The organism is Nocardia sp. 852002-51101_SCH5132738, assembly GCF_001665695.1.
Classification (GTDB): Bacteria; Actinomycetota; Actinomycetes; order Mycobacteriales; family Mycobacteriaceae; genus Nocardia; species Nocardia nova.
In genome coordinates, this window is the sequence record NZ_LZML01000130.1 from 1 (window position 1) to 25498 (window position 25498).

Consider the following 25498-nt stretch of genomic DNA (forward strand, 5'->3'; position numbering starts at 1 on the left):
GGGCCGGTCCCCCGCGTGCAGGGCCCGGGTGGCGGTGGCGAGGATGGTGGTTTCGGTGGGTCCGTAGAGGATGCGGGCCTGGTCGACGGTGGCAGGGTGCTGGTGATGTTCGAGAGGGCGTCGTAGCTGTAATGCTCTGTGGGGTGGCCGTTGTCGGTGATTGTGGTGATTCGGCCGGCGGGGTCGAGGGTGTAGGTGCGGTGTTGGGGTGCGGTGCCGGTGCGGTGGGTGGTTTGGGTGGTGAGGTAGCCGTCGGGGCGCCAGGTGTAGTCGTCGCGGCGAATCAGGCGGCCGTGATCGGTGACGGCAGGTGCGCCGAGGCCAGGTACAGGAAACGATGCCTCGCCCGGGCGTTGATCAGACATCGGAGGTCCCGCCGACCCGAGGACCTGCGGTGCCCGCGCCGCGACCTGGCGGCTCAATACCTGGCCCACCGGTGAAAGCGTTTGCTCCACAACCAGATTTCCCAGGGACCATCCGGTCGGGCGGCCCAGCGCGTCGTGCGAGAAGGTCGCCCGATGCCCGTCGATGGTCATGGAGGTGACGCGGCCGGCGGGGTCGTAACCCCAGCCGGTCACAGCCCCGGTGGGACTGCGGCGGAAGGTGCGGCGGCCGTGTTCGTCGTGTTCGAAGCGCATCGGCGGGTGGTCGTCGACGCGTTGGAAGGCGAGGTTGCCCGCAGGGTCGTAGGCGAATTCGAGGGTGTGGGTGCGGTCGTGGCCGACGCCGGAGATCGCCGTGCGGAGGCGCCCCACCTCGTCGTGCGTGTAGAGCTGGTATTCGCCGGTGTCACAACGGATCTGTGTGAGGCGGCCGAGGATGTCGTGGGTGTGGTAGCGGCGGACGCCGGTGGGGGTGGTGACGACGGCAAGGGTGCCGTCCGGGTTGTGTTCGTAGGCTGTGGTGGCGCCGTTGTAGTCGGTTTCGCCGGCGAGTCGTCCGGCCCGGTCGTAGCTGTAGGTCCAGGAGTCGCCGAGGGGGTTGGTGACGGTGGTGAGGCGGCGTTCGGTGTCCCAGGTGTAGAGGGTGCTGGTGCCATCGGGGTCGGTGCGGCAGGCGAGCAGGTCGAAGGCGCCGTATTTGTGGAAGGTGACGTTGCCGGCGCGGTCGGTGTGGGTGAGAAGATTGCCTTCGCCGTCCCATGTCCACGATTCGGAACAGCCGTCGGGGTCGGTGCGGCGCAGCGGTTTGCCCTCGGGCGACCATTCGTGGCGAGTGATACCGCCGAGTGCGTCCGTGACGGCGACCGGGCGCCCGAAGTGGTCGCGTTCGATACGGGTGACCGCGCCGTACGGGTCGGTGACGGCTATCGGAAGGCCCGCGGCATCGACGTCGAACACCGTTGTCGCGCCGGTCGATTCGATCACCGACGTCACCGCACCGCTCGGTGAATGGTCGAACGCGGTGCGGCGTCCGGCTTCGTCGACGATGGCGGCCACGTTGCCGTGCGCGTCCCATTCCTGCTGCCGCGTGGAACCGTCGGCGTCGGTGATAACGGTTGGTCGGTTGCGTGCCGCGTAGCCGATGGTGATCGACTTCTCGTCGGGCCGAACCACTTTGGCCAGATCACCGTCGGGCGTGTAGGTGTAGTACGTGATCCCCCCGTTGGGCGCGATGACGCGCAGCGGCTTGCGATCGGGGGTGTAGTCGGTGTGGATCCGTCCGCCGAGCGGGTCGATCACATCGCGAAGCTTGTGGTCCGGGTCGAAGTCGTAGATAGTGGCCGCGCCGGTGGAATCGGTGACCGTGGTGCGGGTCCCGCTGCCGTCCGGGTAGGTGAAGTAGTCGAAATCGGCGTCGAGGGTGCCGTTGGTGCCGCGCTGGCGGACGACGCGACCCGCCGGATCGTACGTGTTGGTGAGAGAGTTGCCGTTGGAATCGGTCCACGACGTCATCCGCTGCTCGGTGTCGTAGGTGTAGGTCGTGGTTGCGCCGACCCCGTTGGTGACACCTACCAGCGCGCCCGCTTCGTAAATGAAAGTCCGGACCGGAGTGGAGGTTTCGTCGTTGTCGGCGTGGTGGCGGCCGACGACCGCCAGCCCGGTGACCCGCCCCGCCTCGGTCTCCACCCGGACCCGGTACCCACCCGAATGCGAAACCTCGATCGGTGACCCGTCGCTGTCGTAGTGGAATCGGATCAGGTTGTGGTGCCGATCGACGATCGCGCTGATCGCGTAGTTGCCCAATCGCACGTCGAGTCCCTCGAGCGTGGCCTCGGGCTCGAAACACCAGCTCAGCTCGCGGTCCGGATCGCTGACGCGATATCCGCCGGTGTCGGTGCGCACCAGGGGCCAGCGCAGTTCACCGTTCAGCGGCAGGACGGGATCGCCGGGTTCGGAATGCGGGTAGGCGAGCATGATGCCGTCGTCACCGATGAAGGTGACAGTCGCGGACTCGACCACGATCCGGATATCCAGCGTCGCCGACCACGAGGGTCCGAACCAGCGGCCGAACCGGTAGTCAGAGCGATGGCGCCGCCGCAACTCCAGCGGCAGCACCCCGGGAAGTTCGAGATCCGTTTCCGGCAGCAGGAATTCACCCGTCGCCCCGTCGACCGGATCACCACATCCGGTGACCTGCTTCTCGGTGCGGGAATTCTCCGGCCCGGATTCCGCGGCATGAGTGCCGCTGCCCTGATCCTTGTCCGCTTGCTGATGCGGGTCGTTCCTGGGTTTACCGGTCGAACCGTCGTCCGGATCGTCGGAACCGTCGTGTGAGGTGCTGTGCGTATCGGCGCCGTCGTCGTGCGGTTTGCCGTGCTCGCTCGGCGTGTCCGGCTTGTGTGAGCTCGGATGCGTATCGCCGGCAGTGGTTTTCGTATGCGGTTTCGCGCCGTCGATATGCGTGCCGCCGCGCCCGCGCTTCAGTGCCTTCATGATGTCTTCCCACGCACCCTCGAGCTTGTGCAGCAGGGGCGTGAGCTTCTTGAAGGTCGAGGCGAGCTTGCGGAACAGTTTGGCGATCGTGGTCAGTACCTTCGCCACGAACGTGGTCGCCTGCGCGGCCACCAACGGGGTGGCCACGCCCAGCGTGCACACCTCTTCGGCCGCCCACGCGGCCAACCGGCCCACGGCCTGGGCGATGAGGTCGCGCACGGTCTGGCGGACGAACGCCACCACGCCGCCGGCCATCGCGATCGCCGACGAGGCCGCCGAAGCCGCATTCGATGCCGCGGTCAGCAGCGAATTCGTCTCGGCCGCATGGGTTCGGTAGGCGTCCCCCGCGCTGCCGACCCAGTCGGCCACGTCCTGATCGACGGACTTCTTGTGATCGTCGGCGACCTGCTTGATGTGGGTGGAGACGTTCTCCCAGGTCTTGGCATACGCCTGCACCGTATCCGGATCGCCGGCCACCCAATCCAGCGCTTCCTGCAGCGGCTTCACGTGCTCCATCAGGAAACCGACGCCGTAGGAGGCGAGCGTGCCGATCGGATCGACCGCCAAGGACACGGCCTCCATCCCGGCACCGAGCACGGCGAGGCCGCCGTCGACCCACGATCCGGAGGAGATCGCATCGTGCACGTCGGCAACCGATTCGGCGATTCCGATGCCGGTGTAGGACTTCGTGGAATCCTCCCGCTGGGCGATCAGCGGGTTGTCGGCTTCCGTCGTCACCAGGTGGCCTCGGGTTTCACCGAAGCCAGCTCGCTCGCATTCGTCGAATCGGTGCTCTGCAGCGAGGTCGCGACCTGGCCGAGCGTGCCCGCATCCGCGTTCAACGCGTCGGCGGCGGTCTTGATCGCCTGCAGTCCGCCGTCTTCGACCGTGTCGACGAACAGCGGCGGCAGGAACGAGCACAACTTCCCGAAGGCGTCGGTCGGCACCGAGACGGCCTGACCGGCCTGTAGCGCCACGTGCAGTGAATCACTCACGCCCTGAACATTTTTCGCATGTGTGCGGATTTTGTCCGGATCGACGTGCACCTGACCACTGCTCATCGGGCCGCCCCGCCCGGTGTGTGGTAGCTATCGGATGCGTTCACGTCGCCACCCCGCCCCCTTCGTACGAACCGCGCAACCCCGTCGAGCAGGGCGCACAGATCGAATATAACGAACGGAGACGGGGCTTTCGATTCAGCCGGCCTTTGCCGCTATGCGTAAGTCGACTACCGAGTGATATCATATGCGATATCGTCCGCGATATGACGACCGAGGAGAAGATCGACAAGCTGGTCCAGAGGATGGCTGCCAACCCATCCAATGTTCGTTTCGCCGATCTACTCACGGTGTGCGAGCACCATTTCGGTAGTTACCGACAGCGTGGAAGCCACTACGTGTTTTCGATGCCGTGGCCGGGAGATCCCCGCGTCAATATCCAGGCCGGTGGCGCGCAGGCGAAGTCGTACCAGGTCAGGCAGGTTCTGGCCGCGATCGCGAAGAAGGAGGCATGGTGAACCACTACTCGTACCGCGTGATGTGGTCTCCCGAGGACGGCGAGTGGGCCGGTACATGTCTCGAATTTCCGTCTTTGTCACATCTGGACGGCGATCCCCTCGATGCGCTGCGGGGTATCGCTGACCTGGTGGAATTCGCTGTAGCGGACCTGGAGGCCAACGGCGAGGCGGTGCCGGTGCCGTTGGCCGATCGCACGTACAGCGGCCAGTTCCTGGTTCGCACATCCGCCGACATGCACCGGCGATTGACCATCGAGGCCACCGAGCGCGGGATCAGTGTCAACAAATGGGTGAACGAGAAGCTCGCCAGCGCATGACCGCTCGCCGGGAGTGACTCGCCGAGGGGCGATGTCGTCCTCAGTTCGGTGCCCAGTCGGCGGGGAAGGCTCGGTAGGTGCCCAGCGGCAACCGGGCGTCGTAGACCATGTCGCCGGTCGGGGTGAATTCTGAAATATGCGGTGCCATGCCCCAGCCCACCAGGGTGTTGCCGTTGGGGAGCGGCTGGGCGTCGCCCATGGCGAAGGCGGTCAGGCCGGCGGGGTGGGTTTGGTTGCGCACCAATGTGGCTCGGTGGTTGTCGAGGTCCAGGTGGATCCACTGCACACTCGACACGCCCAGTGTCTCGAAGCCGCTGGAGTTGTTGTTGAACAGGCGCAGCGTATTCGGGTCGGCGAATTCCGCATCGTGCTGGAATGCGAATTCGACGCCGGGGCCGAGATCGAAAGTCGAATGCCTGCCGCCGAGTTGCCATTTGATCGCACCGGTGCGGATGTCGACGTCGTAGACGGTGGAGGTATCGCGCATCGAGATCACCAGATTGCCGTCGGGATCCAGCGCGATCGAATTCATGTGGTACGGGTCGTAGGTGTCGCTGCCGGGAAGTTTGCCGGGGGTGGTGGTGTCGGTGAGCGGGACGTGCTCGGCGGCGCTCCAGCGCAACAGAACTCGCTTGCTCGCCACGTCGACCACCGTGGCGACGGTGTCGTACAGCTTGCCGTTCTTCGGGCCGCCGATCGCGGACAGATCGGCGTCCACCTCCTGGTACGACGTGATCAGCGCTCGGCCGTCGGGAGTCAGGCGGAATTCGTGCACATCGCTGGGAGCGCCACCGGCATCGAGGGTTTCGATGACGTTGCCGTGTTCGTCGGCGATGTAGTCGGCACCCGAGCCGTGCCCGCCGACGGTGCCGCCCTGCCACCACGTCAGCACCCGTTTGCCCTGATACGTCTGGGTGCGGAAGTTCGAGACGTCCTGTCCGGCGGGAGGCGTGTAGCGCCAGACCTCATGCCCGGCCTTGTCCACCACGATATTCGCCGGAGCGGTAGCCGGAACGGCCGACAGCGCCTTACCCGCCCCCGGAACCAGCGCCGCCGCACTGACACCGTTGCTGTAGTAGATGTAGCCGGGCGCCGCGGCCGGGGTGTTCACATCCACGGTGTATTCGGGTGCGCCTACCGGAAAAGTCGGCAGCGGAGCCGCGTGCGCGGTGAACGGGATGGATGCGGCGCCTACCCCGACCGATGCTGCGATCAGCGTGGCGGCGTGGCGAAGGTTCCTGGCAATCCTGGCCATCAGTTTCCTTCAGCTGAGTCGACCGATAATTGCGCAGAGCGTAGACCGGCTTTCTGAGGGAACTGTGAAGGCAGGCCGAGTCCCCGCGCGACGCGACGAATCGCTGCCCTCCGCCTCACGCGGTCTCCAGGGTGCGGCGGGCGTAGGCGCGGACGTCGGCGTCGGTATCGGCGAGTACCACCTGGAGGGCGGTTCGGACGGCCGCGTGGTCGGGCCAATGCGAGAGGGTCAGGACGGCGGCTTTGCGGACGTCCGGATGGGGGTCGGTCAGGGCGGATTCCAGCGCCTCGGACGCGGCGTGCGGGCCCAGTCCGGCCCAGCCGCGGGCGCCGCCCTCGCGCACCTGCCAGGCCGAATCCTTCAGCGCCGCGGTCAGAATCGCCGCATCGGACGAATCGCCGAGCCGCGCCAGGGCGGCGAGGGCGGCGGCGCGGACCAGGGGATCTCGGTCGTCGACCAGGGCACGGATCGTGTCGGCGCCGCCGGCGCCGACCTCGGCCAGGCCGCGGGCGACGGCCACCCGGACCTCCCGGTTCTCGTCGATCGCGGCGGCGGTGAGGGCCGACCAGTCGTCGAGGGAGACCAGGGCGCGCACACCTTCGATGCGCACGCGGTGGTCGCTGTCCACCACGGCCTTGCCGAACAGGTCCGCCGAGCCGCGGCGCTGGGCGCGCAGCAGATCCACCACCGCGGCTCGCACGAGCGGGTCGGGCGATTCGGCGTGTGCGGTCAATTGTTCTGCGGGAGGCAGGATTTCGATCAGCTCGCGCAGGCCGGAGACGGCAGCGGCGCGAACGCCGGCGTCGTGGTCGCCGAGCGCGGCGATCAGGGCATCGGCGAATCCGTCCGGAGTGCCCTCGGTCAGCACCGAGAGCGCGGTGGCTCGCACCCGGGGGTCGCTGTCGTCCAGATAGTCACGCAGCTCGGCGGCCGCCGGACTGTCCAGCCCGAGCAGGAGCGCGATCCGGGGTGCGGCGGAGTCGTCGGTGGGGGCGGGGATCGTGATTCCGGGACGGGGTGCGGCGCCGGTTGCCGATGCTCCGGTCCGGGGCGGGCCGGCGATCAGTTCCGGCTGCGCCACCGCGACCGGCTCGAGCTCGGCGCGCGGCAGATCCTCCCATTCCGGCACCGGCACGAAATACGGTGCGACCGGGCGCTTCAGGAATTCCATCTCGCCGTCGGCGCCCTTGCGCAGGTTCAGGTGGTAGAGCCACTCCTCGTCGTTGCGTTCGGGCAGGTCGGCGCGGTCGTGGTACAGACCCCACCGCGATTCGGTGCGGGTCAGTGAGGACCGGGCCGCCATCTCGGCGCAGTCGCGGATGAAATCGACCTCGGCGCACCGCATCAGTTGGTGCGGGGTGTCCGCGCCCATCTCGGCGATCTCCTGCCGCATCCGCTCGAAGGTCTCCACCGCGAGCGACAGTTTGGTCTGAGTCTTCGGCGGCGCGACGTAGTCGTTGACGAAACGACGCAACTTGTATTCGACCTGCTGCTGCGGCGGGCCGTCGGGATGGCGCAGCGGACGGTAGATCAGTTCGTGCGCCGCGGCCAGCTGATCATCCGGAAGAGTCTGCGGCGCAGGCACTTCCGTAAGCGTCGACGACGCGTGCTCGCCCGCCAGATCCCCGTAGACGAACGCGCCGATCATGTAGTTGTGCGGTACGCACGCGAGATCGCCCGCCGCGTACAACCCCGGGACCGTGGTGCGCGCGTGTTCGTCCACCCACACGCCCGACGCAGAATGTCCACTGCACAAACCGATTTCGGAGATATGCATCTCGATGTCGTGGGTGCGGTAGTCGTGGCCGCGGTTGGCGTGGAAGGTGCCCCGGGTGGGCCGCTCGGTGGTGTGCAGGATGCCCTCGAGCGCGTCGACCGTCTCCTCGGGCAGATGCGAGACCTTCAGATAGATGGGCCCGCGCGCGGACTCGATCTCCCGCTTCACCTCCGCCATCATCTGCCCGGACCAGTAGTCCGAGTCGACGAAACGCTCACCGGCGGCATTCACCTGATATCCGCCGAAGGGGTTCGCGACATAGGCGCAGGCCGGCCCGTTGTAGTCCTTGATCAGCGGATTGATTTGGAAGCATTCGATACCCGACAACTCCGCGCCGGCGTGATAGGCCATCGCGTACCCGTCGCCGGCGTTGGTCGGATTCTCGTAGGTGCCGTACAGATAGCCCGACGCCGGCAGCCCGAGCCGGCCGCACGGTCCGGTCGCCAGGATCACCGCCTTCGCGCCGACCGCCACGAACTCCCCGGTCCGGGTGTTGAGCGCGGCCGCACCGACCGCGCGACCGCCGTCGGTGAGGACCCGCACCGGCATGAGCCGGTTCTCGATCCGGATCCGTTCCCGCATCTTGCGTTGCCGCAGGACGCGGTAGAGCGCCTTCTTGACGTCCTTGCCCTCCGGCATCGGCAGCACATAGGAGCCCGAGCGGTGCACGCGGCGCACCGCGTACTCGCCGTAGGCGTCCTTCTCGAACTTCACGCCGTAGCGTTCCAGCCGCTGCACCATGGCGAAACCGCGGGTCGCGGTCTGATACACGGTGCGCTGGTCGACGATTCCGTCGTTCGCGCGGGTGATCTCGGCGACGTAGTCCTCCGGCTCCGCCTTACCCGGGATGACGGCGTTGTTCACGCCGTCCATGCCCATGGCCAGCGCGCCGGAGTGACGCACGTGCGCCTTCTCCAGCAGCAGCACGTTCGCGCCGTTCTCCGCGGCGGTGAGCGCGGCCATGGTGCCGGCGGTTCCGCCGCCGATCACCAGCACATCGCAGTCCAGGCGCACGGTGTCGGACAGCTCGGGAATCTTCATCAGCGCACTCCAGGGAGGTGAATAGTCGGGGCGGCTCAGGCAGCGGCCGACCGCGGCGAACGATCGAGAGCGGCAAGAATTTCGGCACGCTCGGCACTGCGATCGACGTCCTTGCCGCGCGGGTTCGGCACCGCGATCAGCGAATGCAGGGCACGGTCGGTGCCGCCGAGCACCGCGACCCGGTCCCCGAGGGTCAGCGCCTCGTCCACGTCGTGGGTGACGAAGACGACCGTGGCGGGATGAGTCTGCCAGGTTTGAATCAGAAGTCGTTGCATGGTGATTCGCGTCGGAGTGTCCAGAGCACCGAACGGCTCGTCCATCAGTACCGCGCGCGGCGCCCCGGCAAGCCCGCGCGCGAGTTGTACGCGCTGGCGCATACCGCCCGAGAGGCTCTTGGGCAGATAGTCGCCGAAACCGGTGAGCCCGACCTCCGCGATCCAGCGCTCGGCCTGCGCTCGACGGGTAGCCCGCGGCTCCCCGCGCAACTTCAACGCCAGCTCGATATTGGAACGCACAGTGCGCCAGGGCAACAGCGCATTGTCCTGAAACACCATCGCCCGGTCGCGGGAGGGCCCGGTGATCGTGTCGCCGTCCGCGAGCGCGCGTCCGGAGCGGGGCGGCAGCAGGCCGGCCAGGGCGCGCAGCACCGTGGATTTCCCGCATCCGGACGGCCCGGTCAGGACGAGGATCTCGCCCGCGCGGATATCGAGTGTCAGCCCGTCCAGCACAGGTGCGCCACCGTAGCGAAGGTCCACCCGATCGAGTCGCAAACCCATTGCGCTCGAGCTCATTTCGTCACCTCTCCCGCACGCGGCAGCCAGCGGGTGGCGCGCCGTCCCAGCAATTCGATGGCCGCCGAGGTGGCGAAGCCCAGCACGCCGATGGTGATGATGCCGACGAACACACCGGGATAGTCGACGATCGTGTATGCCTGCCAGGTGCGGTAGCCGATGCCGAGGCGCCCGGAGATCATCTCGGCCGAAACCACACAGATCCACGCCACGCCGATCCCGACCGACAGCCCGCTGAACACGCCCGGCAGGCTGCCCGGCAACACCACCCGCACCAGCACGTCCCAGCGGTTGCCGCCCAGCGTGCGCACCGATTCCTCCCAGATGGTCGGCAGTGCCCGCACCGCGTGCCGGGTGCTCACCATGATCGGGAAGTAGGCGGCGAGGAAGGTGATGAACACGATGCCGGCCTCGTCGGTGGGAAACAGCAGGATGGCCACCGGCACGATCGCGACCGCCGGAATGGGGCGGGCCAACTCGGTCAGCGGTCCGAAGATGTCGGCGAACCAGCGTGAACGCCCCAGCGCCACCCCGGTCGCGACACCGATCACCGCGGCCAGCCCGAAGCCGCTGAGAATGCGGATCAATGATTGGCCGAGGTCCAGCCAGAAGGTGTCGGTCTGCACCTGTACCCGCAGCCGGTGCAGGATCTGGGTGACCGTCGGCAGCGTATCGAAGCGAACCCACAGCCGAAGATGGTTGGCGGTCAGCACTTGCCAGGCGATCAGCGCGATGACGATGGAGGCCACCCGAACCAGCCGCGAGCCCCACAACCCTGCGGTGCCGTGGTGTCCGGCGGGCGCAGTGGTTTCCCGTGCCGCGGTGATGTCCGGAGCGCCGGCGTCGACCGGGATGGTGGTGGCGCTCACGACCGCACCTCACCGATGGCCTGGTCGTAACTCACCGCGACCGCACCGGGGTGGCGGGCCTGATACCGCTGCACCGCGCCGGGGGTGATGAAGGGCAGGTAGGTATCGCCCTCGCGCACCCACTGCGCCTTGTCCGCGAACCAGCGAGTGCCGAGTTCCGCATCCGGCACGTAGGCGGCGCGGACCTTCTTCCCCTGCGCCCGTGCGGCTTTCACCGCGCGCAGCAGATCGGTGGGGTTGCCCGCGGGCTGTGCGGCAGCCTGGCCGTCGAACCAGATCTCGCCGGCGAGGGCCGCATCGGAGACCGGTTTACCGGTGCTCGGGTCGGTGCCCGTGATCGGCGCGGGATCTGCGAAGTTCGCCACGGCCGCCTCGTAATTCACACCGCGTTCGGCGAAGGCTTTCCGCAATGGGGCGTCGTCGACGAATTTGTCGATATCGAAATCGGCGAAGTCGCCGATCGACTTCAGATACGGAACATCACCCTTGAACGCCTGGACGAGCTGCGGCTTCAGGGGCGTGTCGAACGAGGTTCCCCCGGGTCCGTTGTAGAGGTAGACGACCTCCGCCGGCAGTCCGGGGTTGTCAGCGACCAGCTGCGCGGCTTCGAGCGGTTTCGCGTGCAGGAAATCGGTGGCGTCAAGTTGCGCCTGCAGGAATGCATCGAGCACCTCGGGATGGGATTTCGAATAATCACGACGTGCCACCACACCGTGGAATGTCGGCACGTTCAACTCGGCGCCATCGTAGAGCAGCTTGGCCTTGTCCTGGAAAACGAGCAGGCCGGGCCATGCCACGAATTGCGAAAGCGCCTGCACCTGGCCGGATTCCAATGCGGACGCGCCGATCTGCGGCTGCTGGTTGAGCACGTCCACACCGTGCGCGGGGTCGATGTTCGCGCGGCTCAGAGCCTGGCGCAGAGTGCCGTCACCGGCGGAGCCGACGCTCGCGGACACCTTCTTGCCCGCCAGATCCGACAGCGACGTCGCCGTCGAATTCGGCGCGGTGACAACCATATTCAGGGAACCCCGCGGCTGGTAGCCGGTGATCGAGACCAATTCGGTGGCCGAACGCTCACTGGCGGAGGTTCGGGAACCGTTGATCAGCAGGGGGTAATCGCCCATCGAGCCGATATCGATCTTCTCGGCGATCATCTGCGCGGTGATCGGCGCGCCGGTGTCGTAGTCCTGCCATTCGACCTGATATTTCGGGCCGCCCTTCGCGGTCAGGCCGTTCAGGCGATTCTCCAGGAAACCCTTGGCGCGCAGCAGCGTTCCGGCGGTGACGGTATTGATGGTCTTGGACTGATAGCCGACGACCACCCGGACGGTGTCCCCGGATCCGGTCTGCTCGAGCGAGCATCCGGCGGCCAGGGTGGCGATCAGGGCGGCGGCGGCCAGTATGCGGCCACGACGGTACTTCATGGTATTTCCTCGAAATCGGGCCGAGGGCGGCCACTGAAAGATTCCGCTGCGCGATTCAGCGCAGCAGATACGGCATATTGACGGTGACGGCGCCGGTGGGACAGCGCGCCGCGCACGGCCCGCAGTACCAGCACTCGTCGACGTGCATGAACGCCTTGCCGTTGTCCGGATTGATCGCCAGCGAATCCAGCGGGCAGATCTCCACACACAGCGTGCATCCCTCGATGCACAGCGATTCGTCGATGGTTACCGGGACATCAGCCCGCTGATTGACCGACGCCATGGCGGCTCAGCCTCCAATCGTTGCTTTCCGTGGTGCGAATCAGGCTGTCGCGCAGGGTGATCCGATCACCACGCATGCGTATGTACTCGAGATCCACCGGGCGCCCGTCGGCGAGATAGGTGAGACGTTCCAGCAGCAGCAGTGCGCTGCCCTCGGGGGCCTGCAGGGTGGCGGCGCTGTGGATGTCGGCGGTGATGGCCTCCACCGCCAGATCGGCCGAACCGAGCGACTGGCCGCTGATCTGTTCGATGAGCCCGAAGATGTCCTCCGACCGCAGATCGCAGTCGAGTACCTGCTCGCCGATGTCCGGCGCCAGATGGGTGTGGTCCAGGCTGAGAGGCAGATCACCCAGGTAGCGCAGCCGCTCCAGGTAGACCGCGGATTCGCCGGGCGCCAGGCCGAGCCGGTTGGCAACCGCGGGCGGTGGCGTGAGGCGCACCGCCGCGCGTACCTCGTTGCGCACCTCGCCGTGCCCGCGCAGCGTTTCCTTCAGGCCGCGCAGGCTGTCCAGGCCGTGATCGTATTTGCGTTGCGCCACATAGGTTCCCACTCGCGGGACACGGCCGATGAGGCCCTCGTCGCGCAGCAGTGCCAGTGCCTCGCGCACCGCGTTGCGGGAGACGGCGAATTCCGCGGCGAGTTCGGATTCGGTGGGCAGCGGGTCGCAGCACTGGCCGGTGTGGATCTGCTGACGCAGCACATCGGCCACCTGTCGGGCCCGATCCGCCTTGCGGATGGTGCGGGCGCCGGCGGCTGCCGCCGTAGTCTCCGCCCCGGAAGCCGGGTGGTCGGCAGCGGACCCGTGCTGCTGACGCAGGGGTACCGGATCGGCCGCCATCTCCACCTCCTCACGCTTGTGACCTGCGGTTTCCGAGCGTAACGGCGGGGCCCGGGCGGGAGCGCCGGCCGCATGGGCGGCGCCGGCCGGGCGTGCGGTTATCCGCCGCCCGCCCGAGCGTCGGACCTGCTGAAATCCGGGCGATCGAAGGTAATGCGCCACCTGCGGCGATGCGGGCCCGCATTCGAATCAGTGTGAGCGCAATATGTGCCGTGACCGTTCGCTGGCGCGGCGCGGAATCGGGGTGTTACCGTTTTCCACATGTCCACCAGCCGTTCGAACCGCGCACGGGTCACCTATGTGACCGTGGCGCTCGGTGTGCGGCTGCCGCGGCAGCGGGAACTGTGTTGTTCCCGGCCGCGCAGCTGAGACCGCTCCAGTCGTCCGTCTGTCGACCCTTTTCGGGCCTTTCTCGCTGCCTTGTTGCCGATGTAGTCGTCTCTTCACGAGACTTTCGACAAGGACTTCGCCCCATGACGAGCCCCATCCTCGAACGACAGTCTTCCCCTTCTCGTCCGCGGCCGGTACGCAGTGTGCCGCGGCCGGTGGTGCCGCCGGAATTGCGGATCACCGACAACCCGGCGGCCGCTGTGCTGCGTGCCGCCACCCGCGGACCGATCTTCCGCGACAACGCCGCTCAGACAACCGGTTTGAGCATCGCCACCGTGAATCGGCAAGTGTCGGCGCTACTTTCGTCCGGACTGTTGCGAGAGCGCGCCGACCTCACCGCATCCGGTGCGGTCGGACGCCCGCGCGTGCCGTTCGAGGTCGATACCGACCGCTTCGCCACACTGGGCGTCCATATCGGTGCGAATCTCACCCGGATCGTGGCCGCCGATCTGTCCGGCCGCATTCTCGGCGGGTTGGAGATCGCCACCCCGCAGGCCGCGCAGGAGGCGGCCATCACCATCATCGCGCGCAGCGCCAAGGCCTTCCTGGACCGATTACCGCGGCGCCGGCCGTTGTGGGTCGGTGTGGCGCTGGCCGGACGGGTCGATCCCGTCGCCGGCGTCGTGGATCATCCCCGCCTGGATTGGCAGTCGGCGCCGGTCGGCCCGATCTTCGCCACCGTGCTGGACCTGCCGGTTTCGGTCGCCGCCCACGTGGAGGCGATGGCCGCGGCCGAACTGCTGCTCACCACCGGTGCGCCGGATCGTCCCGGCGCCCAGGACCGGCCCGGCAGCAGCCTCTACATCTACGGCCGGGAGACGGTCGGTGTCGCGGTCACGCTGCACGATCGCGTCTACACCCCGGCGAACGGCCCGGGTTCGATCGCGCATCTGCCGACCGGATCCGATATCGATTGCTCGTGCGGCCGGCGGGGCTGCTTGGAAGCCACGGTCGGCGAGGCGGGCGTGCTGGCTCGCGCCGTGCGCGCCGGCATCGTGCCGAAGCGGGAGGCGCCGCGGAAACCGGTGATCGCCGAGCTGTACCGTGCCGCCGAACAGGGTTCCGTCCCGGCTCGCGACATGCTGTTCGAGCGGGCCGAAATCCTCGGCAACACCGCGGCTCTGGTGCGCGACATGTTCAATCCCGATCGGGTGGTGCTGGGCGGACAGGCCTTCACCGGTTACCGGCCGGGACTCGAACGAGTCGTGCAGGCCTTCGGTCGCGCCACCACTCTCGCCCCGGCGGATCTGCGGATCAGCCGATTCGGCGGGCGGGTTCAGGAGCATGCCGCGGCCGTCACCTCACTCAGCGTCTGCTACGCCGATCCGCTGTCGGCGCTGCGCCGGGCAACGCGCTCGCGCTGAGGACCCGGGCGCTCGCGCTGAGGACCCGGGCGCTGGCGCTGAGCAGACGAGCGGCGGCCGAGTCCACGAGCGAAGACTCGGCGGCCGGGGCGGGTCCACCGTCCCGGCCGTGGCTGTGGCCCTATGCGGGCTTGACGCCGGTCAGCACACCCGTCGACGGTTGCACCGTCCGATACTCCAAGTCCTGAAATCCCGCTTGCTCCAAGGGATTCCGATACCGCCGGATATCGATCTCGGTGGGATCCATATGCCTGCTGAGCAGCTTCGTCAGCCGCCCGTGCACACCCACGGGCGCCATATCGGCCAGGAGAACCCGTCCACCCGGCCGTAGTACCCGCCACATCTGCGACAGGGCGTTGCCACGATCCGCCTCGGGGATGTGATGCATCCCGAACGTGCAGGTGACGACGTCGAACGAAGCGTCCGGCAGCGGCAGCGACTGGGCCACGCCGTACTCGAAGCGGCAGTTCGTCCGGTTGCCGGACCGGGCGGTGGCGTACTCGACCATCTCGCGGGCGGCATCGATACCGACGACTTCACCGCGGGGTCCGACCCGGTCGGCCAGCGCGAACACCAATGTGCCCGGGCCGCTGGCGATATCGAGGGCGCGTCCGCCGGGTTCCGCGCCACTGGCGGCGGCGAGGGCGGCCGCGTGTCGTCGGCGTCTGCCGCCGAAGAAGACGGTGGTGAACGCGCTGTAGCGGCGCGGGTTGGTGATCAAAATGCCCTGGGGGTCTTGTTCGATTCGGAACATGTGTTCATGATCTGGTGAAGCGGCTGCTCCCACCAGAGGCAAAAGCACCGAAACCGTTCGTTTCCGCACACCCGGAGGCACAGTGTCCGATAACGACCGCCGCGTCCGGCGTACCCGCAGCACGCTGCATCGCGCCCTGATCGAGCTAATGATCGAACGCCCCTACGACCGGATCACCGTGCAGGACATCCTCGACCGCGCCGATGTCGGCCGTTCGACGTTCTACGCCCACTTCCGCAGCAAGGACGACCTGCTCGTGGTCAGTGGAACCGAATTCCTGCGTGCGGCGCTCGCCCGCCGCTCGGGTGACCCGATACGAACCATCATCGAACTGGCCGAGGGGCATCGCGAGGTCTACCGGGCGCTGCTCGGCCCGAAGAGCACCATGGTCGTCGTACGTGGCACCCAGCAGATGTTCGCCGAGATCCTGGCCGGCCAGGGCAGCGCGGAGCCCGAGACCACATTCCTGTCGTGGGGGCTGGTCGGGTTGCTGCCCGCCGTAGCCGAAGGCCGCACCACCCCTCGGGCGGCCTACGAGGTCATCCGGCGGGTCAGCGACCTGCCGTCGTGAAAAGCCCCTCCAATGCGGTGATGAAATACGGGAAATGCCCGGCGAACCGGTGCAGATTCCGGTCGCGATCGAAGCCGCCGAACCAGTAGAGCCCGGCCTGACGATCGGCCCCGGGATCCACATCGCGGAAGGTGCGGATCCAGTTGTCGGCCCGGCCACCGATGATCGTGAACGGTAGCGCCCGCGAGAACAGCAGTTCGCGATCGGCCGGCGGGATCTGATCGGGCCGTTGCGCGTCCAGACCGTTCTGCAGAGCTTTCACCTGTGTGGCGAGCGCGCGGCCCGCGGCGGTCCGCGCCGGCAGATACCGGCCGAGTAGCAGCATGGCCGCGCCGCCGAGCGCGATGGCCACGCCGACCAGCGCATATCCGCCGGCGACGGCGAGGCCGACGGTGGCCCCCACCCCGATCACCAGCAGCGCGACGCCGATCCAGAAGGCGAGTCCCCGCCGATCGTGATCGATCAGCGTGCCACGTTCGAGCGCGTCGCGGCGCAGCGCGGAGCGTACGGGCTCGGCGGCGACGCGACCCGGCGCCCGCAGTTCCGACAACAGAACCGAGTCGGCGCCCTCGGGCAGCAGGGTCGCATAGACGTGCTTTTCGTAGCTGCGCAGTTGATCGTCGACGGGATTCACCCGGGTGATGCGCCAGTCCGAATCGCTCACCGGCGCGATCCACAGATAGCGCCGCACCGCCAGATCCACCACGGTGGCGGCGATATCGGCGGCATCGGCGGAGCCGTCGAGCAACAGTCCCGCCTCACCGGGCAAAATGCCGTCGGGAGAGACGAATTCGCTGTGGTTTCCGTTGCGCTGCACCGGATCCAAAGTTCCGGTGGCGGTCAGGGCCGCGGCGTCCTGGCGGCGAGCCCAGGCCAGATAGGCGCCGAAGGCGGCCAGCGCCGCCAGCAGGACACCGAAGGCGATCAGCACCGGTGCGGTGACGGCGAAGGCGCCCGTCCCGCGGCCGCCGCGAATATCGGCGTTGGCCTTCACCGTGCCGGGCGGTACCTGCAGGGTCACATCGAGAATGTCGCCCTTGTGCAGATTCTCCTCGTGCATGGTGAGCACGCCGTCCGGTTCGACGCGGGCGTCGTTGCATTTGCGGGTGCTACCCACCGAGCCGACCGTGCAGTCGGCGATCCCCATCCGGTAACTCGGGCTGATCACCGAACCGTCGAACGAGGCGACATCGGTGTTGAGGGCCCCCGTCCAATGGAACAGTTGCGTACCCGGCGCATCGCTGACCGTGCCGTGCACGGTGTACTTGAACGACGACTCCCCCGGCGGCGCGTCGACGCTGAACACATCGCCCGCCACCTTCGCCGAACCCGGTCCGGTACTGGAGATGTCGGTCACACCGAAACGGCGTTCACTCCCGTCGTCGCGTCCCACCCGCAACGGCAACGCCATGTGGAACTGACCACCCGGCGGTACCTTCACGGTTTCCGCCACCTCGAGCAGACCGGCCTCGCTGAGTTTGACATCCGCGATGATCGACACACCCGCGGGCTCCTGTGCCCGCGCGGCCGGTGCTGCGGCGAACAGCCCGGCCGCTATCAACAACAGAGCGCCGAACGCGCCCCCCCGAAAGATCAGCATGGGGCAGTAGCTTAGCGGTGGGCCATTGTGCGAGCAGGCGTCGCGAATCCGGCGGCTTGCTATTCTGCGTCGGCGGCTGTCGCCGGAGAGTGGTGGCTGTCGCCGGATGAGGAACGGACAAGGGGGAGTGGGGGAGTGAGTCGACCACCCTACGGGCACGGCCCGAATCCGCGGGGCGGACGGCCGGTTCCACCCCATGCTCCGCGCGGCCGGCAGCGTCCGGGACCGCCGCCGGGGTACGGCCACACGGCACCGCCCGGATATCCGCAGCCCGGCTATGCAGGTTACGCACCGCCCGCCGGGCCTCCGCCGTACCCCGCCGCTCCGGGTTACGGCGGGCATCCCGGATACGCTGCGGGACAAGGTTATCGACCGTCCGCGCCGCCCGGACATCGTCCACCCGTGCCACCGCCGCGGCCGTACGGTCCGGCCGGTCCGCGCTCCGCTCCGCCGCGCAAGCGAGGTGGCGGGGGCTTCGGCGCGGTCGTCGTCGTGGTGCTGCTGATCGTCACCTCGGGCCTCATCCGCTTCGCCGTGCGGACCGGATTCGACGCCGCCTCACATACGGGAGAACACGGCAACTACAGCTACAACCCGCCGCCCGGAAAGGATTCCGCGGGCGTCCCCGAGACCGGCGCCAATCCGCTCCTGGCCGATCCCGGTTCGCCGCTGAATCCGGCGCGCTGTCCGTACACCCCGTGGAGCACGCAGGTCGACGCCGCGCGCGCGTTCTTCGACAGTGCCGCAGCCTGTCTGGCCGACGCCTGGAAGCCGGTGCTGGAGCAGGCGAAGTTGAGTTTCACCCCGCCGAAACTCGTTGTCACCGCGAGCACTTCGGGCATCACCACGCCGTGCAGTGGATCGAGCAGCAATTTCGCGGCCTTCTACTGCGGTGCGGATCAGACCATCTACATGCCGATCAGTCAGCTGCAGACGGATATGTTCCACGATCACTGGGAGATCTACCTCTCGGTCTTCGCCCACGAATACGGTCACCACATCCAGGCGCTGTCCGGGATTCTCGGCGCGGCCAACAAACAACGCCGCCAGACCGGCCTCTACAGCGACGAGGGGCTCGACCTCTCCCGCCGAATCGAATTGCAGGCCAACTGTTTCGACGGCATGTACTTCGCGTCCTCGGCAGGCGGGAAGTCGCTGACGCCGGTGCAGGCGCAGTCCGCGCGCAAGGATGCCTACGGCCGGGGTGACAGCGCCGGCGATATGCGCAGCCACGGCACCGCGGAACACGCCGGCGACTGGTGGAGCACCGGATTCGACAAGAACGCGACCGCGCCCTGCAACACCTTCATCGCGCCGTCCGGACAGGTGAGCTGATCCGCCATGCCGCAACCGCCGAGATACCCACCGCCGCACGGTGTTCCGCCGCACGGGCGCCCGCCTTACGGCCCGCCCGGGTACGGACCACCACCCGGATACGGCCCGCCGCCGGGGTATCCGCCGCCCGGCTATTACGGCCGTCCCTATCCGCCGCCGAGGTCCGGTGGCGGCGCGGTCGGTGCGGTCTTCGCCGTGCTGTTCGTCTTCGTGGTGGTCGGCGGCTTGGTCGCGTTCGCGACCATGGGAGGTCGTGACAATTCGTCGGCGTCGTCGTATTCGACGTCGGCGCCGAGTTTCACGTATACGACGCCGACGTGGGCCACGAGCACGAGTGACCCGACCACGTCCAGTTCCGAGGTCACCACCTACTCCACCTCGGCTCGCGCCACCACCCGGGCCGCGACGCGAACCACGCGTGCCGCGCCGACGTCGACGAAACCGGCCGGACCGCAACCGGTTGTCGCCACCGCGAACAATCCGCTGTTCGGCGATCACGACTCCGGCCTGATCAATATCGAATGCGGTTATCCGCGTTGGGGTTCGAGTGTCGCGGCCGCCACCGCCTTCTTCAACGCGGAGAAGGACTGCCTGGACCGGATGTGGCAGCCGGTCCTGCAGGCGGCGAACCTGCCGTTCTCGAGTCCGACGGTCAGCGTGCCCGCGCGCGGTGTGGACGCCGTCTCGCCCTGCACCAGTTCGGGCGGCAATTACGCGGCGTTCTACTGCTCGACCAACAACACGATCTATATGCCGCTCGATCACCTGCAGGTCGAACAATTCGGCGACCAGGCCGAGATCTACGCCTCGGTGTTCGCACACGAGTACGGACATCACGTACAAGGGATCTCCGGCATCTCCGACAAGGAGAACAAGGATCGCTACGACGCGGGGGTGCGGTCCGCGGTCGGATTGGAGTTGTCGCGTCGCCTGGAGCTGGAAGCGCAGTGCTTCGGCGGAATGTGGGTGGGCTCATCGCAATTCGTCGGCTCGCTCACCACCGATCAGGTCGGAAGGATTCGTCAGACCAACTATCGTCGCGGCGACCGAGCGGGCGATATGCGCGATCACGGCACGCCCGACCACTACGGGGCGTGGTACGACCAGGGACACGACAACAACCGCACCTGGATGTGCAACACCTGGAACTCGCCGTCGGATTCGGTGTCGTGACCGGCGCCCGAATCCGGTCGGCGTGAGCGGTCGGCCTATCCCTGCTCCCGCAACTGCGCCAACCACCGCGCACCCTCGTCGGGATCCGGCGTTTCCCCGCCGATGACGTCCAGGACCGCATGCCCGAGGCAGGCCGCCGCCATGACCCGGTCGGCGACGGCTTCGGCGTCGCCCCACGGCAGATGGGGTTTGGCGATGAGCAGCGACGCGATGCCGTGGGCGGCGGCCCAGAGTTCGAGCACCAGCGGCATCGGGTCGCCGGGCGCGATCACGCCGGAGTCCATCGCCTCCTGTACCGTCTGCGAAAACCGTTGGAACGCACCACTACCCAGCACCACGTCCACCGCGGAGGGGCCTTCGCCGGGTGAGGCGGCGGTGGCGACTCGGTATTGACCGGGATGCTGCAAGGCGAAGCGCACATAGGCCAGGCCCTGCTGACGCATCCGGGACATGGGCGAGACGGTCGGGTCGCTCGCGGCGCCGATGGCCGCGTCGAGATCTTCGAACACCTCCGCCACCGCGGCATCGATGAGGTCGTCCTTGTCGGCGAAGTGGCGGTAGATCGACGGTGCGGTGACGCCCACCGACTTGCCGACCTCACGGATCGACACCGAATCGGCATTGCCGGTGCGAGCCAGCAACTCTCGTGTCGCGGCGAGGATTTCGGCGCGCAGCTCGGTACCGGAGCCGCGGGCGGAACGGGGACGGCTCGAACGTGTCACGGCCGCCCCGCCGGTTCCGGTTCCGCGGCGCGCTCCGGCGTCGCGGGCGTGGGATGTTCGGTGAGACCGAACCGCTCGTGCCAGCGTGCCAAGGGGCCTGGGGCCCACCAGTTTCCGCGGCCCATCAGCCGCATCAGCGCCGGAACCAGCAGCATGCGGATGACGGTGGCGTCGGCCAGCACGGTGATCGTGAGACCGAGACCGAACATCTGCATGAACGACACCTTCGCGGTGATCATGGCGCCCAGCACGATCGCCATCAGCAGGGCGGCCGCGGTGACGATGCGACCGGTCCGGGCGACACCGATGGCCACCGAACGGTCGTTGTCGGCGGCGGTGCGGTCGGAAGCCAGCCAGGCCTCGCGGATGCGGGAGAGCAGGAACACCTCGTAGTCCATCGACATCCCGAAGGCCAGGCAGAACATCAGGATCGGCATGGTGGGCACCAGGAAGCCGGTGGGCGTGAAGCCGAGCAGTCCGGAGAAATGCCCCTCCTGGAAGATCCACACCATCATGCCGAACATCGCGGTCAGCGACAGCGAGTTGATCACCACGGCCTTCAGCGGGAGCACCACGCTGCCGGTGAACAGGAACAGGACCACGAAGGTCGCCAGTGCGATCAGCGCGATCGCCAGCGGCAGCCGTTCTCCCAGGGCGTGCAGGGAGTCCACGTTCATCGCCGCGGCACCGCCGAACAGCGCCGGCGAGGGCGCGGGCACATCGCGCAATGCCTGCAGCTGATCCTTCGCCTGTTGGGAGTAGGGATCAAATGTCGATGTGACGGTGAGATATTGGCCCGAGTCGCCGGCCATCCCCGGCGCGGCACCGCCCATCCGGGCGCCGGACACGTAGACGCCGCTACTCGACAGCACCGCGTTCACGCCGTCGACCTTCGACAGCGTCGTGGCGTAGCCGCTGATCGCCTGGGGTCCACTCGGCGCACCCGGCAGCACGATCGTCGTCCCGGTTCCGGAGTTCACGGCGGGGAATTCCGCCCGCAACTCGTCGCCCACCGCGCGGCTGGTCGATCCGGCGGGCAGCACCCGGTCGTCGGGATAGCCGAATTTCACCCCGAGGAATGGCGCGCCGACCGCGAGCAGCACCGCGATGATCGCGATGGAGACCGGCAACGCCCGCCGCATCACCCAGGTGACCGTGCGATACCAGCCGGACTCGTGCTCCGGTCGCGCTGCGGGCTCGGTGCGGCCGAACAGTTTCCGGATCGCCACCCGCAGATTCCAGGAATTGATCCGGTCCCCGAGCAACACCAGCGCCGCGGGCAGAATCACGATCGATGCGATGGCCGCGGCCGCCACCACCGCGACCCCGGCATAGGCGAACGACTTCAGGAAGTACATGTCGAAGACGCTGAGCACAGCCAGCGCGAGCGCGACCGTCAGCGCGGAGAACAACACCGTGCGTCCCGCGGTCTGCACCGCGCGCACCGCGGCGGCCTCGTGGCTCGACCCCGCGGCCAATTCCTCGCGGTATCGGCTGACGATGAACAGGCTGTAGTCGATCGCCAAGGCCAGTCCCAGCGCGGTGGTCATATTCAGCGCGTAGATCGACACATCGGTGAAGAGGGTGAAGCTGCGCAGGATCGCGAGCGTGCACAGAATCGCGAAGATCCCGACCGCCAACGGCAGCGAGGCCGCGATCACGCTGCCGAACACCAGGATCAGCACGATCGCGGTGAGCGGGACCGCGATGCCCTCGGCCATCGCCAGATCCTTGGTGACCTGGTTGTTGACATCGTGGTAGACAGCGGCGATTCCGCCCGACTGCACGGTGACACCCGGCGTGGAAACGGGCAGGGAGGTCGCGATCGCACCGGCGGCGCGCTGGGCCTTGTCGTCGCCCCCGGTGAGATAGGCCATGACCAACGCGCTCTTACCGTCGGTGCTGCGCAGTGCGGCGGCCAGCTGCGGTGGACTGGTCCAATACGAGCGGACGCCGACGGTGTCGGAGCGACTGCCGAGCCGGGCGACGATGTCGGCGCCGGCCGAGCGGGCCGCGGCCGACTCCACGCCCTCGTCGGCGTGCACCAGCAGCACCAGATTGGGCTGGGCGCCGTTGAACTCGTCGGCCACCAGTTGTGCCGCGCGGGTGGATTCGGCCTTGTCGGAGGTGAATCCGCCGGCTTGCAGGTGGGCGGTGACCGTGGCGCCGAAGCCGCCGCAGAGCAGCGCCAGGGCGAGAGCGGCGAAGAGCACCCGTTTCGGGTACCGGGTGGCGAGCCGTGCGATGCGGGTCAGCATGAGTGCTCCTCGGGCGGCCGGCATTGGGTAACGGTGTTAGCGTAACGCCGTTACCCTAGCCGGGCGCAAGAGGAGAGCCGGGATCGGTGTCAGCGATCCACGTCACCGGCGGGTCGCTCACCGCCGTTGTGCGGATGATGACCGAACAGCCCGCGCGGGGCGTGGCCGTGCACGCCCTCGACATAGGCGGTCTCGGCGTGCAGGGCGAAGTCGATGCCGCCGACCTCGTCCTCCTTGCTGACCCGGAAGCCAATCACGCGATCGATGACCTTGCCGATCAGATAGGAGACGCCGAAGGCCCACAGCGCGACCACAACGACGCCGACCGCCTGCTTTCCGAGCTGGGCGAGTCCGCCGCCGTAGAACAACCCGCGCGATCCGCCGGTCATCACCCGGTTCGCCAGCACACCGATCAACAGGGTGCCGACCACGCCACCGGTGAAGTGCACGCCCACCACATCGAGCGAATCGTCGTAGCCCGCCTTGAATTTCCAGCCGACCGCGAAGGAGCAGACCACACCGGCCGCCAAGCCCACGATCACCGCGCCGAGGGCATTGACCGAACCGCACGAGGGCGTTATCGCGACCAGACCGGCCACCGCGCCGGAGGCCGCGCCGAAGGTGGTCGGGCGGCCGTCGCGGATCTGCTCCACGATCAACCAGCCGAGCATGCCCAGACAGCCCGCGACCAAGGTGTTCAGGAAGACCGCGGCGGCCAGTCCGTCGGCCTTGAACGCGGATCCGGCGTTGAAGCCGAACCAGCCGAACCACAGCAGTCCGGCGCCCAGCAACACGAACGGCAGATTGTGCGGGCGCATCGCGTCCACCTTGAACCCGATCCGCGGTCCCAATACCAGCGCCAAGGCGAGAGCCGAAGCGCCGGAAGCGATTTCGACCACCAGACCACCGGCGAAATCGAGCACGCCGAAGGAAGCCAGCCAGCCGTTCGGGCCCCATACCCAGTGCGCGATCGGAGCGAACACCACCAGCGCCCACACCGGTACGAACACCATCCACGCGGAGAACTTGGCGCGATCGGCGATGGCGCCGCTGACGAGCGCGACGGTGAGGATCGCGAAGGTCAGTTCGAAGGTCGCGTACAGCAGTTCCGGAACGCCGCTGCGCACGGTGCCCGGGGTGATGCCGGTCATCGCGAAATGTTCCAGCCCGCCGATGAATCCACCGCCGGCGTCGTCACCGAAGGCCAGGGTGTAACCGAACAGCAGCCACACCACGGTCACCAGCGGGATGGAGATGAAGCTCATCATCAGCATGTTCAGCACGCCGGTCGTGCGCACCATGCCGCCGTAGAAGATCGCCAGGCCGGGGGTCATGAGCAGGACCAGCGCGGTGCTGGTCAACAGCCACGCCGTGGCGGCGGGGTCGATGGTCGGGGGCACGGACAACTCCTTTTCCACACGCGTTCGCGTGGCAAGAAACTACCGAACCCCTCGTGTCGGGCCGATGAGCGAGTCTGGTACTTCCGTTCGGATTCAATTCCCGCGCTTGCGAGCCCGCCGGGCCAGCGCGCGCCGGCCACGGTCCCCGGGGACCGGCAGATCGTCCTCGAGCGCGACCCATTGCGCGGTGACGAGCCACTGCTGCTGGGCGCGGGCGTCGGCGGTGTCGTTGAACACCCGCCGGCCGCGGTCGTCGCGCAGCTCGTGCGCGACAACCGACCAGCGCGGCGGGCGGCCGTGGGTGGTGCGGTAGGTGTCCAGGAACTCGGCCACGAGGGTGCCGATGGTGTTGACCGGGCGCAGCGACACGCGGTTGCCGTATTTCGCCGAGTGGAAGCGCCGGGCCGCGCACAGCGAACGCGGCGTGGCGTCGAAGGCGATCCACCCCGCGCGCTGCGCCCGTTCGATGAGCCACAAATGTTTGACCGCATTCGGGGCGATATCTCCGACGCGTTCGCGGATCAGCGTCATCACCGGTTCGGCGGCGAGAATATCGCGGCGGGTCGGGCCTGTCGCGTGGGTGTGCCAATAGTTCTGGGTCAGCTCGGCGAGCGTGCGGCCGAATTCGTCGATACTGCGCTGCGCGCGCCGGCCCAGCCGTTCGATGCGTTCGGCCTCGGCGCGTATCCGATTCTGTGCGATCAGGGTGTGAATGGCCGGCATGGTGGGAACCTGGCCGCGGCCCAGCAATTCCAGAATGGCGCCCGCGGTGACCGGATCGGCCGCGGCGGAAACCGGAAGGGAATCGCGGTTGCGAGCGAAGTCGCGGGGGCTGATGGCGCGGCTGAGCAGATCGGTGGCGGTCCGGTCGCCGGCGAAATCGGTATGTGAGAGCCAGGCGGCGGCGATGTCGTCACACGACGGCACGGTCGTCATTACCCGTC

Annotated in this window: 21 protein-coding genes; 6 read left to right on the forward strand and 15 right to left on the reverse strand. The window is 67.8% G+C overall.

From position 1 onward, the window contains the following. Both A5789_RS18955 and A5789_RS18960 read right to left on the reverse strand, forming a co-directional pair. Positions 1–3614, reverse strand: a 3614-nt coding sequence (locus A5789_RS18955) for a DUF6531 domain-containing protein (RefSeq protein WP_197516659.1), incomplete at its 3' end; no start/stop codon positions are given. Further along, positions 3611–3937: a type VII secretion target gene (locus A5789_RS18960; RefSeq protein WP_064902594.1), complete on the reverse strand. Its 327-nt coding sequence runs from the start codon at positions 3935–3937 to the stop codon at positions 3611–3613. The genes A5789_RS18955 and A5789_RS18960, both read right to left, overlap by 4 nt. 203 nt (positions 3938–4140) lie before the next feature. On the opposite strand from A5789_RS18960, the gene A5789_RS18965 reads away from it, so the two are divergent. Beyond that, the gene (locus tag A5789_RS18965; protein ID WP_063010961.1) at positions 4141–4392 is read left to right on the forward strand and encodes a toxin HicA; all 252 of its coding nucleotides are present in this window, start codon (positions 4141–4143) and stop codon (positions 4390–4392) included. Continuing rightward, entirely contained in the window at positions 4386–4709 is a 324-nt protein-coding gene (locus A5789_RS18970) for a type II toxin-antitoxin system HicB family antitoxin (protein WP_063010963.1), read from the forward strand. Before A5789_RS18965 ends, A5789_RS18970 begins: the two co-directional genes overlap by 7 nt. 40 nt (positions 4710–4749) lie before the next feature. Here the strand turns inward: A5789_RS18970 and A5789_RS18975 are convergent, their stop codons facing one another. The 7 genes from A5789_RS18975 to A5789_RS19005 form a co-directional block, all read right to left on the reverse strand. After that, on the reverse strand, positions 4750–5964 hold the full coding sequence (locus A5789_RS18975; RefSeq protein WP_064902593.1) for an arylsulfotransferase family protein: 1215 nt from the start codon (positions 5962–5964) through the stop codon (positions 4750–4752). Between the two features lie 115 nt (positions 5965–6079). Next, entirely contained in the window at positions 6080–8782 is a 2703-nt protein-coding gene (locus tag A5789_RS18980) for a fumarate reductase/succinate dehydrogenase flavoprotein subunit (RefSeq protein WP_064902592.1), read from the reverse strand. A 35-nt stretch (positions 8783–8817) separates the two neighbouring features. Beyond that, positions 8818–9573: an ABC transporter ATP-binding protein gene (locus A5789_RS18985; RefSeq protein ID WP_064902591.1), complete on the reverse strand. Its 756-nt coding sequence runs from the start codon at positions 9571–9573 to the stop codon at positions 8818–8820. Then, positions 9570–10400, reverse strand: coding sequence for an ABC transporter permease (locus A5789_RS18990; RefSeq protein ID WP_063011053.1), 831 nt, complete (start codon positions 10398–10400; stop codon positions 9570–9572). Before A5789_RS18990 ends, A5789_RS18985 begins: the two co-directional genes overlap by 4 nt. Before the next feature lie 38 nt (positions 10401–10438). Next, positions 10439–11866, reverse strand: a complete 1428-nt coding sequence (locus tag A5789_RS18995) for an ABC transporter substrate-binding protein (RefSeq protein WP_064902590.1) — start codon at positions 11864–11866, stop codon at positions 10439–10441. A 55-nt stretch (positions 11867–11921) separates the two neighbouring features. Further along, positions 11922–12149 (reverse strand): ferredoxin family protein, encoded by a 228-nt coding sequence (locus A5789_RS19000; RefSeq protein WP_030516520.1) that lies wholly within the window; start codon positions 12147–12149, stop codon positions 11922–11924. Beyond that, positions 12124–12987 carry a GntR family transcriptional regulator gene (locus A5789_RS19005; protein WP_082940809.1) on the reverse strand — a complete coding sequence of 288 codons (864 nt, stop codon included), beginning with the start codon at positions 12985–12987 and terminating at the stop codon, positions 12124–12126. Before A5789_RS19005 ends, A5789_RS19000 begins: the two co-directional genes overlap by 26 nt. Positions 12988–13460: 473 nt before the next feature. On the opposite strand from A5789_RS19005, the gene A5789_RS19010 reads away from it, so the two are divergent. Further along, positions 13461–14741 (forward strand): ROK family protein, encoded by a 1281-nt coding sequence (locus tag A5789_RS19010; RefSeq protein WP_063010974.1) that lies wholly within the window; start codon positions 13461–13463, stop codon positions 14739–14741. 121 nt (positions 14742–14862) lie between these two features. Here the strand turns inward: A5789_RS19010 and A5789_RS19015 are convergent, their stop codons facing one another. Beyond that, positions 14863–15495, reverse strand: a complete 633-nt coding sequence (locus tag A5789_RS19015) for a class I SAM-dependent methyltransferase (protein WP_064902589.1) — start codon at positions 15493–15495, stop codon at positions 14863–14865. Between the two features lie 82 nt (positions 15496–15577). Between A5789_RS19015 and A5789_RS19020 the strand changes: the two genes are divergently transcribed. After that, a complete protein-coding gene (locus A5789_RS19020) occupies positions 15578–16066 on the forward strand; it encodes a TetR/AcrR family transcriptional regulator (RefSeq protein ID WP_227462885.1) in 489 nt (162 codons plus the stop codon). On the opposite strand, the gene A5789_RS19025 is transcribed toward A5789_RS19020, so the two are convergent. Beyond that, a complete protein-coding gene (locus A5789_RS19025; protein WP_064902588.1) occupies positions 16047–17666 on the reverse strand; it encodes a DUF2207 domain-containing protein in 1620 nt (539 codons plus the stop codon). The genes A5789_RS19020 and A5789_RS19025 overlap by 20 nt on opposite strands. Positions 17667–18068: 402 nt before the next feature. Between A5789_RS19025 and A5789_RS19030 the strand changes: the two genes are divergently transcribed. Together A5789_RS19030 and A5789_RS19035 are read left to right on the forward strand one after the other, a co-directional pair. Then, the gene (locus A5789_RS19030; protein WP_063010978.1) at positions 18069–19001 is read left to right on the forward strand and encodes a neutral zinc metallopeptidase; all 933 of its coding nucleotides are present in this window, start codon (positions 18069–18071) and stop codon (positions 18999–19001) included. Between the two features lie 6 nt (positions 19002–19007). Next, the gene (locus tag A5789_RS19035) at positions 19008–20174 is read left to right on the forward strand and encodes a neutral zinc metallopeptidase (protein ID WP_155525694.1); all 1167 of its coding nucleotides are present in this window, start codon (positions 19008–19010) and stop codon (positions 20172–20174) included. A gap of 35 nt (positions 20175–20209) precedes the next feature. Here A5789_RS19035 and A5789_RS19040 read toward each other — a convergent pair whose 3' ends face one another. The 4 genes from A5789_RS19040 to A5789_RS19055 all read right to left on the reverse strand — a co-directional run bounded on the left by A5789_RS19040 (position 20210) and on the right by A5789_RS19055 (position 25490). Beyond that, positions 20210–20896, reverse strand: a complete 687-nt coding sequence (locus tag A5789_RS19040) for a TetR/AcrR family transcriptional regulator (RefSeq protein WP_063010980.1) — start codon at positions 20894–20896, stop codon at positions 20210–20212. Continuing rightward, positions 20893–23154: an MMPL family transporter gene (locus A5789_RS19045; protein WP_064902586.1), complete on the reverse strand. Its 2262-nt coding sequence runs from the start codon at positions 23152–23154 to the stop codon at positions 20893–20895. Before A5789_RS19045 ends, A5789_RS19040 begins: the two co-directional genes overlap by 4 nt. An 89-nt stretch (positions 23155–23243) precedes the next feature. Then, the gene (locus A5789_RS19050; RefSeq protein ID WP_064902597.1) at positions 23244–24554 is read right to left on the reverse strand and encodes an ammonium transporter; all 1311 of its coding nucleotides are present in this window, start codon (positions 24552–24554) and stop codon (positions 23244–23246) included. 93 nt (positions 24555–24647) lie between these two features. Continuing rightward, positions 24648–25490: a hypothetical protein gene (locus tag A5789_RS19055; RefSeq protein WP_227462884.1), complete on the reverse strand. Its 843-nt coding sequence runs from the start codon at positions 25488–25490 to the stop codon at positions 24648–24650. Between the last annotated feature and the right edge of the window lie 8 nt (positions 25491–25498).

Coding starts and splice junctions, on each gene's coding strand:
- A5789_RS18960 (WP_064902594.1), bottom strand. CDS start 3,937: ATGAGCAGTGGTCAGGTGCACGTCGATCCGGACAAAATCCGCACACAT.
- A5789_RS18965 (WP_063010961.1), top strand. CDS start 4,141: ATGACGACCGAGGAGAAGATCGACAAGCTGGTCCAGAGGATGGCTGCC.
- A5789_RS18970 (WP_063010963.1), top strand. CDS start 4,386: ATGGTGAACCACTACTCGTACCGCGTGATGTGGTCTCCCGAGGACGGC.
- A5789_RS18975 (WP_064902593.1), bottom strand. CDS start 5,964: ATGGCCAGGATTGCCAGGAACCTTCGCCACGCCGCCACGCTGATCGCA.
- A5789_RS18980 (WP_064902592.1), bottom strand. CDS start 8,782: ATGAAGATTCCCGAGCTGTCCGACACCGTGCGCCTGGACTGCGATGTG.
- A5789_RS18985 (WP_064902591.1), bottom strand. CDS start 9,573: ATGAGCTCGAGCGCAATGGGTTTGCGACTCGATCGGGTGGACCTTCGC.
- A5789_RS18995 (WP_064902590.1), bottom strand. CDS start 11,866: ATGAAGTACCGTCGTGGCCGCATACTGGCCGCCGCCGCCCTGATCGCC.
- A5789_RS19000 (WP_030516520.1), bottom strand. CDS start 12,149: ATGGCGTCGGTCAATCAGCGGGCTGATGTCCCGGTAACCATCGACGAA.
- A5789_RS19005 (WP_082940809.1), bottom strand. CDS start 12,987: ATGGCGGCCGATCCGGTACCCCTGCGTCAGCAGCACGGGTCCGCTGCC.
- A5789_RS19010 (WP_063010974.1), top strand. CDS start 13,461: ATGACGAGCCCCATCCTCGAACGACAGTCTTCCCCTTCTCGTCCGCGG.
- A5789_RS19015 (WP_064902589.1), bottom strand. CDS start 15,495: ATGTTCCGAATCGAACAAGACCCCCAGGGCATTTTGATCACCAACCCG.
- A5789_RS19025 (WP_064902588.1), bottom strand. CDS start 17,666: ATGCTGATCTTTCGGGGGGGCGCGTTCGGCGCTCTGTTGTTGATAGCG.
- A5789_RS19035 (WP_155525694.1), top strand. CDS start 19,008: ATGCCGCAACCGCCGAGATACCCACCGCCGCACGGTGTTCCGCCGCAC.
- A5789_RS19045 (WP_064902586.1), bottom strand. CDS start 23,154: ATGCTGACCCGCATCGCACGGCTCGCCACCCGGTACCCGAAACGGGTG.
- A5789_RS19055 (WP_227462884.1), bottom strand. CDS start 25,490: ATGACGACCGTGCCGTCGTGTGACGACATCGCCGCCGCCTGGCTCTCA.